This is a genomic window from Streptomyces sp. NPDC097107, assembly GCF_044762405.1.
GTDB lineage: Bacteria > Actinomycetota > Actinomycetes > Streptomycetales > Streptomycetaceae > Streptomyces > Streptomyces thinghirensis.
In genome coordinates this window covers 45,833-59,976 of sequence record NZ_JBIWEF010000004.1, presented here as the reverse complement: position 1 = coordinate 59,976, position 14,144 = coordinate 45,833, and the positions used below count along the sequence as shown (strand labels likewise).

Here is a 14,144-nt window from a genome sequence, read left to right as displayed (position 1 = left end):
CGTCGGACGGGTTCGGCCGGCGGCCTGGGCCGGAGAACGTCCCGGCGTCGTGACTCAGGCGGGACCGCGCACCCGGCCGTCCTCCCACAGCAGCCTCAGTACCGGCTCCAGTGAGCGCACGACCGTGTCCGCGCCGGCCTGTCTCAGGAGCTTCGCCTTCTCGTCGTTGCGTGCGTAGCCCAGGAACGGCACCCCGGCCCGTCGGGCGGCGGTCAGATCGGACGTGGTGTCGCCGACCATCAGGGCCTGCCCGGGGGCGGCGCCCATCGCTGCGAGGGCCCGGTTCAGGCAGTACGGGTCGGGCTTGAGCAGGTGCAGATCCCGGGTGCGGCCGTAGATGTGGGGGGCGAAGCAGTCCAGCAGGCCCCGCGTGGCGAGGTACTCGCCCACCACGCGCGGCGAGTTGTTGGTCGTGACCGCCAGTCCGACACCCAGCGCGGTCCAGGTCCGGATCAGGGGGTCCGCGTACGCCGTCGGCCGCGCGGTGGGCACGGCGCGCAGCTCCTCACGGGTCAGCCGCTCCTCGAAGTCGGCCGCGAGGTCACTGCGGTGCCGTCTGCGGTCGACCGCTCCCAGCAGGACGTGCGGGTCCGGGTGGACCTGCTCCTCCTCGCTCAGCAGCTCCTTGAGCCCCAAACGCGCCAGCCAGTCCACCAGTTCGCCCGCGACCCGGTCCGCGGAGTAGCCCGCGAACAGCCTGCAGACGGGGCCGTCGAAGTCCCAGAGGACGAACCGGGCGCCCAGGACCAGATCCCTCAGCCCATCGGCCTGCCCGGCCACCGGTTCCGTCTGATCCGTATCGGAAGTCACTAGGAGAGTGTCATGTCCGAGGTGATGGTTTCCCAGAGGGCGTCGAACCACTTCTGTGATTCCTCCACGAACACCGCGTCCCGGTGACCCGCCCGCTTAAGGAAGGAGAACAGCAGCGACTGGGAGCCGAGGGCGTCGTACATCTCCAGCGTTCTGCTCTCGTACTCCTCCTCGCGCCGGGTGAGCATGTAGTAGCCGAGGAGCGCCTCGTCGCCGTTGAGCAGGTAGAGCTTCATCGGCGGGGTGAAGGGCAGTGCGCGGAAGGCGATGTGCACGTCGACGCGATGGGTGGAGCGTACGGCGTGCAGGTTGTGCTGGAGCACCCGGGCCTGGGCGTTGCGCATCTGGAGCCAGCGCTGGTGGACCGGGTCGTCCTCCTCGTCCTCGACCAGGACGGGGAAGGCCAGCTCGATGTCCCGCGACGGCATCAGGACGCGGAAGTCTATGGACTCCGGGTGGATGCGGCCCTCGTGGATCAGGCGGAGCGGCTCGCTCAGGGCCAGCATCAGCGTCTCCGAGGTGTGGCAGACGACGTCGACCCGCACCCGCGGCGCCGAGAACGCCTCCGACAGCCGCGGCCCGAGCGCCACCATCGTCGGCTGCGGCTCGCCCCGGGGCGTGGCCGGCTCGGCGATGCGGGGCGGGCTGCCCTTGCTGACGTTGGTGAGCAGGCCGTCCTCCTGGAGCGCCCGCAGGGCCTGGCGGACGGTGCCGCGCTCCACCTCGAACTCGTCGGCCAGTTCGGCCTGGGTGGGCAGGCGGTCGCCCGCCTTGAGGTCTCCCCCGCGGATCCGCTCCCGCAGGATCTCGGCGATCTCCTGCGACGAGAGCCTTCTGCTGCCGTTCACGGACACGTTCTCCTGAGTCACGACCAAACGCTACAACTTCGGCCTACCTACAGGGAGTTGTTTGAAACTTGTTTATAGATAGTAGCCAAGTGGGGACAACATAGTCAGAGTTGGTTGCCAACTTGGTCTAGTTGGCGGAAGTTTTCCGTCCCAAACTTCCGAAGGGGGAAAGACCATGCCCGTTCTCGCCCTTGTCTCCGCCGTCCTCGTCGTCGCCTTCGAGCAGATCGTCCAGTGGAAGTACGGCGTCTCCGGCATCGTCGGCCTGCTCCTGCTCACCATCGGCATCAAGGCCAAGAGCCCGTCCGTCAGCTCCGTCGGAGCGGTGGTGCTGGCCCTGCTGGTCGCGGGTCCCGCGCTGTGACCGGGAGGTGATCAGGCGGTGAGCAGCAGTTCCGAACTGATCGTCTCCCACAGCGCGTCGAACCACAGCCGCGACTGCTTCACGAACACCCCGTCGCGCAGGCCACCGCCCTGCTCGAAGGCGAACAGCGTCGAGCGGATGCCCTCCGCGTCGTACATCTCCATCGGCTCGTGGTCGATCTCCTGCTCACGCCGGCTGAGGGTGTAGTACGCGAAGAGGGCCTCCGCGCCGTTGAGCACGTACAGCTTCACCGGCGGCGTGAAGGGCAGCGCGCGGAAGGTCACGCGCACGTCGATGCCGTGCGTGGCCCGCAGGCCCAGCAGGTTGTGCCGGAGCACCTGTCCCTGGGCGTTGCGCATGGCCAGCCACCGCTCGTGCACCGGGTCGCCGGCCCCGCGGCCCGCCACCGCCACCGGGAAGGCCAGGGCGATGCTCCGGCTCGGCAGCAGAACGCGTACGTCGATCTTGGCCGGTTTCAGTCGCCCCGCGTGGATCTGGCTCAGCGGTTCGCCGAGGGCGAGGGTGAGGGAGACCGAGGTCAGGCACAGGGCGTCGATCTCGACGTGCGGGGCGGCGAAGGCCTCGGCGATCCGGGGCGCGAGGGCGACCGTGGTGGGCATCGGCGTTGCCCCGGGCCCGGTCAGGGCGCTGTGGAGGTCGGGCGCGACGGTCGCGGGGCTCCCCTTGGACACGTTGGTGAGCAGACGCTCCGACTGCAGGATGCGCAGGGCCTGGCGGACGGTGCCCCGCTCCACGCCGAACTCGTCGGCCAACTGGGCCTGGGTGGGCATGCGCTGGCCCGGCTGCAGCCGACCGGACCTGATCCGGGCGCGCAGTTCGTCGGCCACCTCGCGGTGTGTTCTCTGTGGCCGCTGCGGTCTCTTCCGTCCGTTGACGGGGGCATGTTCCGGCTCCACGACCAAACACTACAACTTCTCGCCATCTTTGGGCAGTTCACGGAAAGGTGGTTATGAGACGTACCCAAGCGGAGATAAGTAAGGTGAAGTTGGCAGCCAACTTGAGCAACGTGGTCGAACCTTCAGAGGGTTGGCCACCACGGTGACAGGGGGTCCACCATGCCGCTCATCGCCATCGTCGTCGCCGCTCTGGCCATCGGGTTCGAGCAACTCGTGCAATGGAAGTACGGGCCCATGGGCATCATCGCGTTCGTCGCGCTGTCCATCGGCATCAGGGCGAGGAACACCATGATCGGCGGTGTGGGCGCGGTGATCCTCGTGATGCTGCTCGCCCAGTCCGGCTGAACCGGCGTACTGCTGTCCGGGCCCCCTTCCGGAGGGGAGCCGGGAGCCCGGGCAGTCAGCAGGCACGACGCACGACAACCACAACTGAACAACGGCACGACAGCCACAACCGAAGAGCAAGCGCTACGGATGCGCACACCCACCGTCACCGGCAGAAGGGAGCCACCTCAGAACATGTCCGGGCACCAAGGCCGCCTGGACGTACGCAGCAGGGCGTCGGCCACACGGGCGGCGCCCGCTCGTTCTTCCCGGACCCGGCCGAGCGCGGCCAGCCGTACCGCCGACTCGTCGCCCAGCCACAGCGCCGCCAGCTCGGCCACGTCGAGCACGAGGTGGGCGCTCTCGGTGGTCGGCGTGCAGGACGCCCCGTCCGCTCCCGCCTCCAGCCGCCACCGCCCGCCGGTCAGCCCTCCCCGGTCCACGACCTCCAGCACCAGCGAGCCCCGCCCCTCGTACGTCCGCGCCTCCAGCGCCCGTACGACGTCCAGGATCCGCACCCACAGCCAGTCCGCCTGCGTGGTGATCCTGGCCGCGCGCGGGTCCGGCAGGAGGTGCGGGAGCAGGTCGTCGGGGGCCCGCCAGCCGCTCTTCAAGGTCATGACCCAGTCGATCGAGCACAGGTAGCGCCACAGGGCGCGCTCGGCGTCCGGCGTCACGGCCAGCAGCCAGTCGACGGTCGCCGTGTTCAGCGGCTGCTTGGCGTCGCCCCATTTGGCGTCGGCCCGGTAGGAGGCCATGCCCTCGACCTCGCCGTCCGCCGAGCGGTACACGGCGTAGAAGGGCTCGGTCCAGGGTGAGCCGTCCGTGCTCACCAACCCGGTCCGGATCTGCCACCACAGCTCGGACCGGCTGACCGCGCCCGGCTGGGCCCGGCGCAGCCGCTCGTGCAGTTCGGGGCCGAGCTTGCGGACGTCCTCGCCGTCCACCAGGTCGATCCGGCCGCCGTCCTCCGGGGCCGCCCAGCGCGCGTCGAGACCGGCGCGCGGCACGTCGACATTCCACTCGGTCATGGTGGTGGCGGGGCCGAAGCCGTAGCGGCCGTAGATCGGGTACTCGGCCGCGATCAGCGTCGCGACGACGTCCCCGCGGCCCTTCGCCGCCGCCAGGTCCTGGGCCATCATGCGGGTGAGCAGGCCGCGGCGGCGGTGGGTCGCGGTGACGGTGACGTTGGAGACGGCGTCGGCCTGTACGGGCGTGCCGCCCACGGCGGTGACCTGCTGGTCGAAGGACCGGAAGGTCGCCACACAGCGGTCGCCGTCGAAGGCGCCGAGCAGCCGGCCGGGCACGAACTGGTTGCGCCGGGCCTCCAACTGCTCCGCGGCGACGGCGGGCGGCATCAGGAACCCGGTGTTCAGGGCGCGGTTCCAGTCGGGGAACTCGGCCTCGGTGATGGGACGTACGTCGATGTCGGTGCGGCGGGTCATGTGCCCACGGTAGGTCGGCGACCGAACCGGCGTCGCGCGGTTTTGCCCGCGCCGACGTCCCGTGAGCCGCCCGCTGCGGCACCTCGGCAGGGTGCCCGATCCCGGAGCCCGCCCATCCCCGGAGGGCCGGCCGATCTCGAAGACCCGCCGATCTCGGAAACCCGCCCGGCCTCGGAAACCGCCCGGTTTCGGCACCGCCGGACCTCGGAGACCCGCCCGGCCTCGGAAACCGGCCCGGCCTCGGAAACCCGCCGGATGTCGGAAACCCGCCCGATCCCGGAGACCCGCCGGACCTCGGAAACCGGCCCGACCCCGGAGACCCGCCGGACCTCGGAAGGCGCCGCCCGACCCCGGAAACCGCCCGACCCCGGAAGGCGCCGCCCGGCCCCGGAGACCCGCCGGACCTCGGAAACCTGCCCGATCCGGAGACCCGCCGGACCTCGGAAACCGCCCGACCCCGGAAGGCGCCGCCCGACCTCGGAAACCGGCCCGGCCTCGGAAACCGCCCGGTTTCGGAGACCCACCCGACCCCAAAAACCGCCCGACCCCGGAAACCGCCCGACCCCGGAAGGCGCCGCCCGGCCCAAGAAGCCGTCGCCCGGACCCAGAAGGCGCCGCCCGCTCTCAGAAGGCCGCCCGGACCTCCCCCACCTCGCGTCCGCCGCCCAGCAGGGGTGCACGGCCGATGCGGTCGACCACCGGCCCCTCCACACCCAGCAGCGTCAGCGCGCGGGCCAGTACCGGACCCAGGGCCCGCGTCGAGCCGTCCTCGACCTTGAAGGCCAGGGCGCGGCCGTCCGGCAGGGCCACTGCCTGGACGGCCTCCGCACCCATCTTGGAGAGCGTGCCGGGCACCTCGCGCATCAGCCAGGTGTCGGCGCGGCGGGTACCGGCGACGTACTCGGGGTGGGCGCGCATCGCGTCGGCGACCCGGCGCTCGGCCGATCCCGGCTCGGCACCGGCGAAGGAGCGGAAGGCGCGGGCCAGCCCGACCAGGCTGACCGCCATCAGCGGCGCCCCGCACCCGTCCGTGCCGACGGCGGCGACGGGTTCGCCCGCGGCGTCCTCCACAACCCTGTGGATGATCCGCTGGAGCGGGTGCCCGGGGTCGAGGTACGACTCCAGCGGCCAGCCCCGCTGCGCGCAGACGGCCAGCATCGCGGTGTGCTTGCCGGAGCAGTTCATGGTGACCCGGTCGGGCCCCGCGCCCGACGCCAAGTACGTCTCCCGCTCCTCCACGTCCAGGGGCAGGTCGGGCGGGCACTGGAGCAGGTCCGGGTCCAGGCCGTACTCGTCCAGCATCTTTCGGACCAGGCCGCGGTGGAAGGGCTCCCCGGAATGGCTCGCGGCCGCCAGCGCCAGCCGTTCCCCCGCCAGGTCCAGGCCGGCCCGCAGGACGCCCGCCGCCTGCATCGGCTTGTTCGAGGAGCGCGGGAAGACCAGCGCCGTCACCTCCCCCAGCGCCAGCTCCACGGCGCCGTCGGCGCCCAGTACGACCAGGCTGCCCCGGTGCCGCCCCTCGACGAAACCGGACCGGACGACCTCGGCGAGGACGGGCGGTACGACCGGCGCGAGGGCGGACGTGGGCGCGGGCTGGGACGGCTGGGCCGTCGGGGGAGGGAACGGGTGCGACGCGGGCATCGGTGGTGGCCTTCCGGACGGACGGCCCGCCCGCGGCGACGGCCCGGGATCGCCGGGCACCGGAGGGCGGCTCCGGAAGCCGCCCCTCGTGTCACACGAGCAGGTCGTCGACTTGTGCTTCCCCCTCACGGTACCGGCGTGCGATCTCCGCGCTGCAGTCGTCGGCCGTGCGCTGCAGCCGCTGCCGCCGACGGGAGATCTGCTGTTCGTAGCGCACGAGCCGGCCCATTCCGGCGGTCAGCTCGACGTCGGTGCGGGCCGTCAGATCGGACAGCTCGACCTCGCCGAGCATCTCCGCGGCCAGCCGCCGGCACTCCTCGCTCCGTGGCGTGCCGAGCGTCACATGCCGCGCGGAGGAACGCTGCCGGGCCGGCGCGTCGGTCAGGATCTCCGACAGCCGCTCGACCACGGGCCCCTTCGCCGCGGTGGTCACCACGGACGCCGGGCGGCGCCGCGCAAGCTCGGCACGCAGAATGTCGATACGGCCCTGCAGCAGCCGTCGTACGTAGCTCAGGTCGGCCTCGTCGCGCTGCGCGTCCCGGCGCAGCGTGCGCAGCTCCGGCAGGCTCAGCGCGATCAGGTCGTGCCCCGGACGATCCGCGGGCAGCTCCGGGCTGTCCGTGCGCTGCACGGGCGGCCGGGGCGCCTCCAGGCCACCCGGATATGTCAACGCGACAGTCCCAAGCGGCTGCCCCGTACTCGGTGTACTCATGTGCCTCTACCGTCCGTCCCCTCGACCGGCCTCTGGAGAGCATCGTGCCACCCCAAGTGGCCGCTATGTGACCGAGTGCCCACGATCGGCCCCGATCGGCCCCAGATGGGGGGGTAGGGAGCGAAAAAACCCCCGGTACGGGCCCATGTGCCCTCACCCTAGGGGCGCACGGCATCATGACGGGATGCGTGCAGTGGTACAGCGGGTGGACGGCGCGAACGTCGTCGTGAACGGCGAGACCGTGGGAGCGATCGACGGCGAGGGTCTGTGCGTCCTGGTCGGCGTCACCCACGACGACACCGAGGAGAAGGCGGCGCTACTGGCCCGCAAGCTCTGGTCGGTGCGGATCCTGCACGACGAGAAGTCGTGCAGCGACATCGACGCACCGCTGCTGGTGATCAGCCAGTTCACCCTTTACGGCGACGCCCGCAAGGGCCGCCGCCCCACCTGGAACGCCGCCGCACCCGGCGAGGTGGCCGAGCCGCTCGTCGACGAGGTCGTCGCACGACTGCGCGCCCTTGGCGCGACCGTGGCGACGGGCCGCTTCGGCGCACAGATGCGGGTGTCGCTGACGAACGACGGCCCGTTCACCGTGATCGTCGAGGTCTGAGGCCCCGGGCTCCTCCCGGGGCCAGGCGCTCTCAGGGCTCCACGACCGTCTCCTGGGCCGCCGCCGTCTCCTCCGCCATCAGGCGGGCGTCCACCGGCACGTTCCGCTTCACCAGGGCGAGGGCGACCGGACCCAGCTCGTGGTGGCGTACGGACGTGGTGACGAAACCGATCTTCCGGCCGTCGGGGCCGTCGTCGGCGAGGCGCACCTCGGCCCCGTTCGGCGGCAGGTGGACCTCGCTGCCGTCCAGGTGCAGGAAGACCAGGCGGCGCGGCGGCTTGCCGAGGTTGTGCACCCGGGCGACGGTCTCCTGCCCCCGGTAGCAGCCCTTCTGGAGATGGACCGCCGTCCCGACCCAGCCCAGCTCGTGCGGGATGGTCCGGTGGTCGGTCTCGAAGCCGAGGCGGGGGCGGTGCTGCTCGACGCGCAGCGCCTCGTGCGCGAGGATCCCGGCCGGCGGACCGGCCCGGTCGGCGAACGCCTCCAGTTCCTCGCGCGGCAGGAAGAGGTCACGGCCGTACGGCGTCTGCCGGACGGCGACGCCCTCGGGGACCTCGGTGATCGAGCCGGCCGGCAGGTGCACGACCGCGGTGTCGGCGGTGCGGTCGGCGACCTCGACCCGGTAGAAGAACTTCATCGACTCCAGGTAGGCGATGAGCGCCTCCTGGGTGCCGGGCTCCACGTGGGCCCAGACGGTCGTGCCGTCGTCGACGAGGTACAGGGCGTGTTCGATGTGGCCGTTCGCGGAGAGGATCAGCGCCTCGGTGGCCTCGCCGGCCGGCAGGTCGCTGACGTGCTGGGTGAGCAGCAGGTGCAGCCAGCTCAGCCGGTCGTCGCCGGTGACGGCGACGACACCGCGGTGGGAGAGGTCGACGAAGCCGGTGCCGTCGGCGAGGGCACGCTGCTCGCGGAACAGGTCGCCGTAGTGGGCGGCGACGCCTTCGTCCACGCCCTCGGCTGGGACGGCGCCGGGCAGGGACAGCAGGGGGCTCTTCATAGCCTCTAGCCTACGACTCGGTAGTTGAACCCTTCAGGGAACAGTCATTGCACCGGCCGAAGATCGCGAAGTGCTTCAGGTCGGTGTCGAAGCCGAACTGCTCCCGCAGCTTGGCGGTGAACTCGGCGGCCACCGACAGATCGGCCTCGATCACGTTGGTGCAGTCCCGGCAGACCAGGTGGATGTGGTGGTGCCGGTCGGCCAGGTGGTAGGTGGGCGCGCCGTGCCCGAGGTGGGCATGGCTGACCAGCCCCAGCTCCTCCAGGAGCTCCAGCGTGCGGTAGACGGTGGAAATGTTGACCCCCGACGCCGTCTTCCTCACTTCACCGAGGATGTCGTCGGGGGTCGCGTGCTCAAGGGTGTCCACGGCTTCGAGGACCAGCTGCCGCTGCGGGGTCAGCCGGTAGCCGCGCTGCCTGAGATCGCTCTTCCAGTCGGTGCTCACCACACCCACGAGTCTAGGACCTCTTGGGCGGGGGCCTACTTGAAGAAGGCGATCCCGTCGTCGGGCATGTCATCGGGCAGGGCCTTGGCCCAGCGCTCGACGTCCTCCGGGGTGACGACCTTCTTCAGGTGCGCCGACATGTAGGGGCGCAGCTCGACCTCGGGGGTCTGCTTCTCGCCCACCCACATCAGGTCGCTCTTGACGTAGCCGTACAGCCGCTTGCCGCCGGTGTAGGGCCGCGAGGCCGCGGTGCGGGCCACCGCGTCCGTGACCAGGTCGATCTGGGGCTTCTGGTCGGCCAGTTCGCCGTACCAGATCTCGATGACGCCGTCGTCGCGGGTCATCGTGACCTCGACCCTGCGGTTCGCGTCGATGCGCCAGAAGCCGTACTCGGACTCCAGCGGGCTGACCTTGTTCCCGTCCTGGTCGAGGACCCAGGTGTGGGACCGGTACTCCAGGAAGTCCCGGCCGTCGTGGCCGAAGGAGACCTCCTGGCCGAAGTTGCACTTCTCGGCGTCCGGGAAGTCGTGCACACCCGCGCCCGCCCAGTCGCCCAGCAGGAAGGCGAGGGGGACGAGGTCCTTGTGGAGGTCGGACGGGATCTCGATCATGAGCGGTACTTCCTGGCGTCGGTGATCAGCGCTGGCCCTGGTACAGCTTCTTCACGGTCAGACCGGCGAAGGCGAGGACGCCGACGCAGACCAGGACCAGCAGGGCTTCGAAGAAGATCTCCACGGGGTGCTCCTCGGTAAAGCGGAGTGCGGTGCGTGCGCCGGGTGCGCTGCGTGCACAGGGCCGTGGCCCAGCTTACGCGGCCCGGGGCGGCGCCACTTTGTGAGGTGCACCCTCCAGTGCGCCGTACCATGCGGCCATGGCGAAGAAGCTCGTGATCAAGGTGACGGCGGGCGCCGACGCGCCCGAGCGGTGCTCCCAGGCGTTCACGGTGGCGGCGGTGGCCGTGGCCAGCGGGGTCGACGTCTCGCTGTGGCTGACCGGCGAGTCCGCCTGGTTCGCGGTGCCGGGACGCGCGGCCGAGTTCGAGCTGCCGCACGCCGCGCCGCTGCCCGACCTGCTGGACTCGATCCTGGCGGGCGGCCGGCTGACCCTGTGCACCCAGTGCGCGGCCCGCCGCGACCTCGCCGAGAAGGACGTCATCGAGGGCGTACGCATCGCGGGCGCCCAGGTCTTCGTACAGGAGGCGCTGGCCGACGACACGCAGGCCCTCGTCTACTGACCCTGCTGAAAAGCGTGAACAGTTGACGGAGAAGTGTCCTCGGGGCGCTCGTCTGAGCGCCCCGAGGACAACTGAGGGCGAAATGCTCACGCTCTCAAGGTGGACCTGCCCGCTCGGCACGCGCCCGGTGACGTAGCGTCCGTCCGCCGCGTGCAGGGCCGTCAGCGGAGCAGCAGGCCCTGCAGAGCCACGGTCTGCTGGAAGGGCACCGCCTCCGCCTCGCCCTTGCGGCTCTGCAGGACGACGGCCAGCACGTCACCGGCGCCGAGGTATGCCTGGCGGACCTGTTCGGTGCCGTAGGGCTCGGGTTCGGTGTACAGGGCGTACGACAGGTCGTCGATCTGGGCCTCACTCGGGAAACCGTCGTCGGGGACGGTCTCTTCCGCACCGCGCACGGCGTAGCGAGGACCGCTGTACGACGCGAGATGACGGTTGCGCAACTCGTCCACAACCGCCGCGGTGTCGAACTGCAGCAGGTAGACACGGGTGTGGGTGCCGTCATCGGTGGTCCAACCGCGAGCGGCGATGTGGCGCAGCCCGTGGTCGACGAGTTTCTGCCGCAGTTCGTCGTGTTCCGCGGAGTCCCGGTACTCCTTCAGGAAGACGTCCGTCGCAAGCCAGCCGTCCGTGCCGTGCAACTCCTTGTCGGGCTTGGCTCCCTCGGGCGCCGGCAGCACGAGGGCGCGCAGGTCGGCGTAGTGGGTACCCGCCCTGTTGGCTTCGGCGAACGGTCCGGGACTGCCGGACGGCAGCGGCGGCCTGGTGAGTGCAGGGTAGGACCATCGCCCGTCCGACTGTGTCGCCAGCCCGGGTACGTCTGTCCGCTCCGTCCGTGTGATGCCGTACGCCGTCGCCGACCCGACGGCGGCGAACAGGGCGACGGCCGCGGTCCAGCGCAGCACGGCACGCGGCGCACGGCGGTCCTCCGTCACCACCGGGGGCGTCCTCGCCGGGTCGGCGTCCGGGAACACGGGCGGAGTCTCGGGCATGGGCGGCAGGACGGGTGGGACCGGACGAGCCGCCTGCTCGATCGACTCGGCACGCTCGGTCGACTCCGTCTGCTCGATCGACTCGGCACGCTCGGTCGACTCCGTCTGCTCGATCGACTCAGCCTGCTCGATCGACTCAGCCTGCTCGATCGACTCGGCCTGCTCGGTCGACTCCGTCTGCTCGGCCGACTCGGCCTGCTCGGTCGACTCCGTCTGCTCGATCGACTCGGCCTGCTCGATCGACTCCGTCTGCTCGATCGACTCCGCCGCTTCCATCTGCTCACCCCGCTCCGTCTGCTCCGTCTGCTCCGTCTGCTCACCCCGCTCCGTCTGCTCACCCCGCTCCGTCTGCTCCGTCTGCTCACCCCGCTCCGTCTGCTCGGTCACACCGCCTCCCCGGGCTCGGCGATACGGTCGAGCTGCTCGGTCAGCAGCGCGGCGACGCTCTTGGCGCCGAAGGGCCGCACCCCCTCGCCCACGGCGGAGACCAGCACGTCGCCTCGATAGGCGGCGCAGAACATCATGTCGAGTCCTTCGTCCGAGTCAGCGGGCAGGCGGTAGCACCGGGCGTCCTTGTGGCCCTCGATGCGCGGTCCCGCCCGGAAGACGTCCAGGGCTTCGAAGAACGCGTTCTGGTTGGCCGCCCCGGAACGCACTGCCGCCCGGTCCTCCATTCGGGTCAGCACCACGGTCAGGGAGAGGGCGCCCGTCAGTTCGCCGTCGTGGAAGCCCCCGGTGTCGGCGTAGCTGCGCATGGCCACGCCCGTGATGTGCCGGCGTTCGATCTCCTTCTCCACTTCCCTGCGCTGCGAGCGGGGCAGGGAGCTCAGCGACTCCTTGCTCAAAGCGGTCGCCTGAGCACCGCTCAACGCGACGTCCGCCCCGAACTCCCCGAGGTCGGGCCCACGCGTCCAGCCGTCGGGGCGGTACGGCACGAGGGCCCGGGCCAGTCCGGTGGCTCCGGCCGCCGGCTGCTCGCTGTCCGCCGCGGCCTCGGGGGACGCCCAAACGGGCGCGCCCGCGTCCCGGGCGGCGTCCTTTACCGTGTCGACCGTGTACCCGACGGCACCGACGACCGTGGCGACCAGCAGCCCGCCCGCGACGACACCGGCCCACCGCCCGCGCCCCGCCCGCTTCTCGCTCACAACCGCTCCATCTGCCGCTCGGCCAGATCCATGATCAGCTTTTTGTTGATCCGTTTCGTGCCGGTCACCCAGACCTCCATCTGGATGTCGCCACGCCACGCGTGCGCCTCGGCCTTGTACACCGGCGCAGAGCCCGGCCCGGCCTCGGAGCGGTTGTGCACGAACGCCTCGCCGTCACCGGTGCCGGGAATCGCCCATCTGTCGGTGTCCTCCTCCCGAGCCCACCCGGCCCAGTGCCGGCCGTTGTCGCCGGCCTCACGGGCCGCCATGACCTCTTCCTGACGGAACTGGATCAGGCGGATCTCGACGCTGTAGTGGTCCCCGACGTCCCAGCCGGTGACGGCCGCCCGGCGGAACTCGTCCTGGATGTACTGCGAGAACTGCTCGTCCGGCCTTCCGAAGGTTTCGGCGTAGGTCGCGAGGTCCATCCAGCCGTCGGCGCTCTCCAGCCACTCGGCCTCCCGCGCCCCCTGCGGCTTCTTCAGCAACAGCTCACGCAGGTCACCGTCGGTCCGTACCCTGCGGTCCTGGTCGGCGGGCAGCGGTTCCGGTGCCTTCCCGGCGCTGCGCGCGAGCGTGGCCTGCGACAGCGGCGGCAGCTTCGTCGGCTCCCGGCCCGCCTGCACGAGCACTCCCGCGCAGGTACCGCCGACCAGGCCCAGCACGGCGGCGGCGGTGATGAGCAGGGCCGCGCGCCCGCGCCGCCGACGTCGTCCCGCCCCCTCGACGGGCCCGGACGAACCCGCGCCGCCGATCGGCGGCGTGCGGACCTCCGGTGGCGTCGGCGCGGCCGGTGCCGCGGGTATCGCTGGTTCCTCTTCCATGACGTCCCCCACAGAACGTGAAGTGCGCGTTCCGTATGCGCGCACCCAGGAGACCCACAGCCGACGACCGGGGTTGCGGCCACGTTGATCACGATTCGGCCCCGACGCTGTGCACCCGGTGCGCGCCCCGGGCGCGGCACGCAGGCGCCGCTACCGGGAGTGCGGGCGTTTCTTTCCGTCCAGCTCGTCCCACCACTCGTCGGACTTCGGGTCGCCGGAGGGGTCGTCCCACCAGCGGTCGTCCGGGCCGCGGCGGTTGGCGACCATCGCGGCGAGCGGCGGGATGACCATGGCGACCACGCACATGCCGACGGCCGCGGGGACCGACCAGAGGCGGACGACGCCCCAGGCCAGGACGAACAGGGCGATGCAGACGCCCATCATCACGAAGTAGCGATGCCGCCGCCGCGCGTACATACGTCCCAGGGTAGGTCCGGACACGCCGAAGGGCCGCACCCCGGGCGTCCAACCCGTGGGGTGCGGCCCTTCGGCCGTCGCTTGCCGCGTGCCGCGTGCCGCGTGCCGTCAGACGGCGATCGCGACCTCCGCCAGTCCGCCCTGCTGGGCGACGACCGTGCGGTCGGCGCTGGCGCCCGGGACGAGCGCCCGTACGGTCCAGGTGCCCTCGGCCGCGTAGAAGCGGAACTGGCCCGTCGCGGAGGTCGGGACCTCCGCCGTGAACTCTCCGGTGGAGTCCAGCAGACGGACGTAGCCCGTCACCGGCTCGCCGTCGCGGGTCACCTGACCCTGGATCGTGGTCTCACCGGGCTTGATCGTCGAGGCGTCGGGGCCGCCGGCCTTCGCACCGCACATGTCGTACTCCTGAAGGGGTCGGAAGA

The 14,144-nt window shown here is 71.3% G+C and carries 18 protein-coding genes; 4 read left to right on the top strand and 14 right to left on the bottom strand.

The window, feature by feature from the left end:
* Positions 1-54 precede the first annotated feature (54 nt).
* Positions 55-810 (bottom strand): HAD family hydrolase, encoded by a 756-nt coding sequence (locus ACIQ1J_RS10480; RefSeq protein ID WP_403555930.1) that lies wholly within the window; start codon positions 808-810, stop codon positions 55-57.
* Positions 810-1,685 carry a winged helix-turn-helix domain-containing protein gene (locus tag ACIQ1J_RS10475; protein WP_247697207.1) on the bottom strand — a complete coding sequence of 292 codons (876 nt, stop codon included), beginning with the start codon at positions 1,683-1,685 and terminating at the stop codon, positions 810-812. Before ACIQ1J_RS10475 ends, ACIQ1J_RS10480 begins: the two co-directional genes overlap by 1 nt.
* A gap of 148 nt (positions 1,686-1,833) precedes the next feature.
* Between ACIQ1J_RS10475 and ACIQ1J_RS10470 the strand changes: the two genes are divergently transcribed.
* Positions 1,834-2,022, top strand: coding sequence for a hypothetical protein (locus ACIQ1J_RS10470; RefSeq protein WP_210963602.1), 189 nt, complete (start codon positions 1,834-1,836; stop codon positions 2,020-2,022).
* Positions 2,023-2,033: 11 nt separating this feature from the next.
* On the opposite strand, the gene ACIQ1J_RS10465 is transcribed toward ACIQ1J_RS10470, so the two are convergent.
* The gene (locus ACIQ1J_RS10465; RefSeq protein ID WP_403555927.1) at positions 2,034-2,945 is read right to left on the bottom strand and encodes a FadR/GntR family transcriptional regulator; all 912 of its coding nucleotides are present in this window, start codon (positions 2,943-2,945) and stop codon (positions 2,034-2,036) included.
* A gap of 153 nt (positions 2,946-3,098) precedes the next feature.
* Between ACIQ1J_RS10465 and ACIQ1J_RS10460 the strand changes: the two genes are divergently transcribed.
* A complete protein-coding gene (locus ACIQ1J_RS10460) occupies positions 3,099-3,284 on the top strand; it encodes a hypothetical protein (protein ID WP_403555925.1) in 186 nt (61 codons plus the stop codon).
* Between the two features lie 167 nt (positions 3,285-3,451).
* Here the strand turns inward: ACIQ1J_RS10460 and ACIQ1J_RS10455 are convergent, their stop codons facing one another.
* From ACIQ1J_RS10455 to ACIQ1J_RS10445, 3 genes are all read right to left on the bottom strand, one after another.
* A complete protein-coding gene (locus ACIQ1J_RS10455; RefSeq protein WP_403555923.1) occupies positions 3,452-4,708 on the bottom strand; it encodes a GNAT family N-acetyltransferase in 1,257 nt (418 codons plus the stop codon).
* Between the two features lie 624 nt (positions 4,709-5,332).
* The gene (locus tag ACIQ1J_RS10450; protein ID WP_403555921.1) at positions 5,333-6,349 is read right to left on the bottom strand and encodes an asparaginase; all 1,017 of its coding nucleotides are present in this window, start codon (positions 6,347-6,349) and stop codon (positions 5,333-5,335) included.
* 91 nt (positions 6,350-6,440) lie between these two features.
* Positions 6,441-7,061: an aerial mycelium formation protein gene (locus ACIQ1J_RS10445; RefSeq protein WP_403555919.1), complete on the bottom strand. Its 621-nt coding sequence runs from the start codon at positions 7,059-7,061 to the stop codon at positions 6,441-6,443.
* A 184-nt stretch (positions 7,062-7,245) separates the two neighbouring features.
* On the opposite strand from ACIQ1J_RS10445, the gene dtd reads away from it, so the two are divergent.
* The gene (dtd, locus tag ACIQ1J_RS10440) at positions 7,246-7,671 is read left to right on the top strand and encodes a D-aminoacyl-tRNA deacylase (RefSeq protein ID WP_403555917.1); all 426 of its coding nucleotides are present in this window, start codon (positions 7,246-7,248) and stop codon (positions 7,669-7,671) included.
* Between the two features lie 31 nt (positions 7,672-7,702).
* Here the strand turns inward: dtd and ACIQ1J_RS10435 are convergent, their stop codons facing one another.
* The 3 genes from ACIQ1J_RS10435 to ACIQ1J_RS10425 are packed head-to-tail and all read right to left on the bottom strand — an operon-like array spanning position 7,703 to position 9,724.
* Positions 7,703-8,668 (bottom strand): YgfZ/GcvT domain-containing protein, encoded by a 966-nt coding sequence (locus ACIQ1J_RS10435; protein WP_403555915.1) that lies wholly within the window; start codon positions 8,666-8,668, stop codon positions 7,703-7,705.
* A 10-nt stretch (positions 8,669-8,678) separates the two neighbouring features.
* Positions 8,679-9,116 carry a Fur family transcriptional regulator gene (locus tag ACIQ1J_RS10430; protein WP_210963610.1) on the bottom strand — a complete coding sequence of 146 codons (438 nt, stop codon included), beginning with the start codon at positions 9,114-9,116 and terminating at the stop codon, positions 8,679-8,681.
* A gap of 32 nt (positions 9,117-9,148) precedes the next feature.
* Positions 9,149-9,724: an FABP family protein gene (locus tag ACIQ1J_RS10425; protein ID WP_403555913.1), complete on the bottom strand. Its 576-nt coding sequence runs from the start codon at positions 9,722-9,724 to the stop codon at positions 9,149-9,151.
* A 260-nt stretch (positions 9,725-9,984) separates the two neighbouring features.
* Between ACIQ1J_RS10425 and ACIQ1J_RS10420 the strand changes: the two genes are divergently transcribed.
* Positions 9,985-10,347: a DsrE family protein gene (locus ACIQ1J_RS10420; RefSeq protein ID WP_403555911.1), complete on the top strand. Its 363-nt coding sequence runs from the start codon at positions 9,985-9,987 to the stop codon at positions 10,345-10,347.
* 161 nt (positions 10,348-10,508) lie between these two features.
* On the opposite strand, the gene ACIQ1J_RS10415 is transcribed toward ACIQ1J_RS10420, so the two are convergent.
* The 5 genes from ACIQ1J_RS10415 to ACIQ1J_RS10395 all read right to left on the bottom strand — a co-directional run bounded on the left by ACIQ1J_RS10415 (position 10,509) and on the right by ACIQ1J_RS10395 (position 14,118).
* Entirely contained in the window at positions 10,509-11,336 is an 828-nt protein-coding gene (locus tag ACIQ1J_RS10415; RefSeq protein WP_403556626.1) for a hypothetical protein, read from the bottom strand.
* A 383-nt stretch (positions 11,337-11,719) separates the two neighbouring features.
* Entirely contained in the window at positions 11,720-12,481 is a 762-nt protein-coding gene (locus ACIQ1J_RS10410) for a hypothetical protein (RefSeq protein ID WP_403555909.1), read from the bottom strand.
* Entirely contained in the window at positions 12,478-13,305 is an 828-nt protein-coding gene (locus tag ACIQ1J_RS10405) for a hypothetical protein (protein WP_403555907.1), read from the bottom strand. Before ACIQ1J_RS10405 ends, ACIQ1J_RS10410 begins: the two co-directional genes overlap by 4 nt.
* Positions 13,306-13,455: 150 nt before the next feature.
* Entirely contained in the window at positions 13,456-13,722 is a 267-nt protein-coding gene (locus ACIQ1J_RS10400) for a DUF3099 domain-containing protein (protein WP_345635902.1), read from the bottom strand.
* A gap of 108 nt (positions 13,723-13,830) precedes the next feature.
* Complete coding sequence (locus ACIQ1J_RS10395; RefSeq protein WP_100569102.1) at positions 13,831-14,118, bottom strand: DUF1416 domain-containing protein; 288 nt, start codon at positions 14,116-14,118, stop codon at positions 13,831-13,833.
* Positions 14,119-14,144: the final 26 nt, after the last annotated feature.

Excerpts from the sequence above, each read along its gene's own strand:
- ACIQ1J_RS10470 (WP_210963602.1), top strand. The coding sequence starts at position 1,834 with ATGCCCGTTCTCGCCCTTGTCTCCGCCGTCCTCGTCGTCGCCTTCGAG.
- ACIQ1J_RS10460 (WP_403555925.1), top strand. The coding sequence starts at position 3,099 with ATGCCGCTCATCGCCATCGTCGTCGCCGCTCTGGCCATCGGGTTCGAG.
- ACIQ1J_RS10455 (WP_403555923.1), bottom strand. The coding sequence starts at position 4,708 with ATGACCCGCCGCACCGACATCGACGTACGTCCCATCACCGAGGCCGAG.
- ACIQ1J_RS10450 (WP_403555921.1), bottom strand. The coding sequence starts at position 6,349 with ATGCCCGCGTCGCACCCGTTCCCTCCCCCGACGGCCCAGCCGTCCCAG.
- ACIQ1J_RS10445 (WP_403555919.1), bottom strand. The coding sequence starts at position 7,061 with ATGAGTACACCGAGTACGGGGCAGCCGCTTGGGACTGTCGCGTTGACA.
- dtd (WP_403555917.1), top strand. The coding sequence starts at position 7,246 with ATGCGTGCAGTGGTACAGCGGGTGGACGGCGCGAACGTCGTCGTGAAC.
- ACIQ1J_RS10435 (WP_403555915.1), bottom strand. The coding sequence starts at position 8,668 with ATGAAGAGCCCCCTGCTGTCCCTGCCCGGCGCCGTCCCAGCCGAGGGC.
- ACIQ1J_RS10425 (WP_403555913.1), bottom strand. The coding sequence starts at position 9,724 with ATGATCGAGATCCCGTCCGACCTCCACAAGGACCTCGTCCCCCTCGCC.
- ACIQ1J_RS10420 (WP_403555911.1), top strand. The coding sequence starts at position 9,985 with ATGGCGAAGAAGCTCGTGATCAAGGTGACGGCGGGCGCCGACGCGCCC.
- ACIQ1J_RS10415 (WP_403556626.1), bottom strand. The coding sequence starts at position 11,336 with ATGCCCGAGACTCCGCCCGTGTTCCCGGACGCCGACCCGGCGAGGACG.
- ACIQ1J_RS10405 (WP_403555907.1), bottom strand. The coding sequence starts at position 13,305 with ATGGAAGAGGAACCAGCGATACCCGCGGCACCGGCCGCGCCGACGCCA.
- ACIQ1J_RS10400 (WP_345635902.1), bottom strand. The coding sequence starts at position 13,722 with ATGTACGCGCGGCGGCGGCATCGCTACTTCGTGATGATGGGCGTCTGC.
- ACIQ1J_RS10395 (WP_100569102.1), bottom strand. The coding sequence starts at position 14,118 with ATGTGCGGTGCGAAGGCCGGCGGCCCCGACGCCTCGACGATCAAGCCC.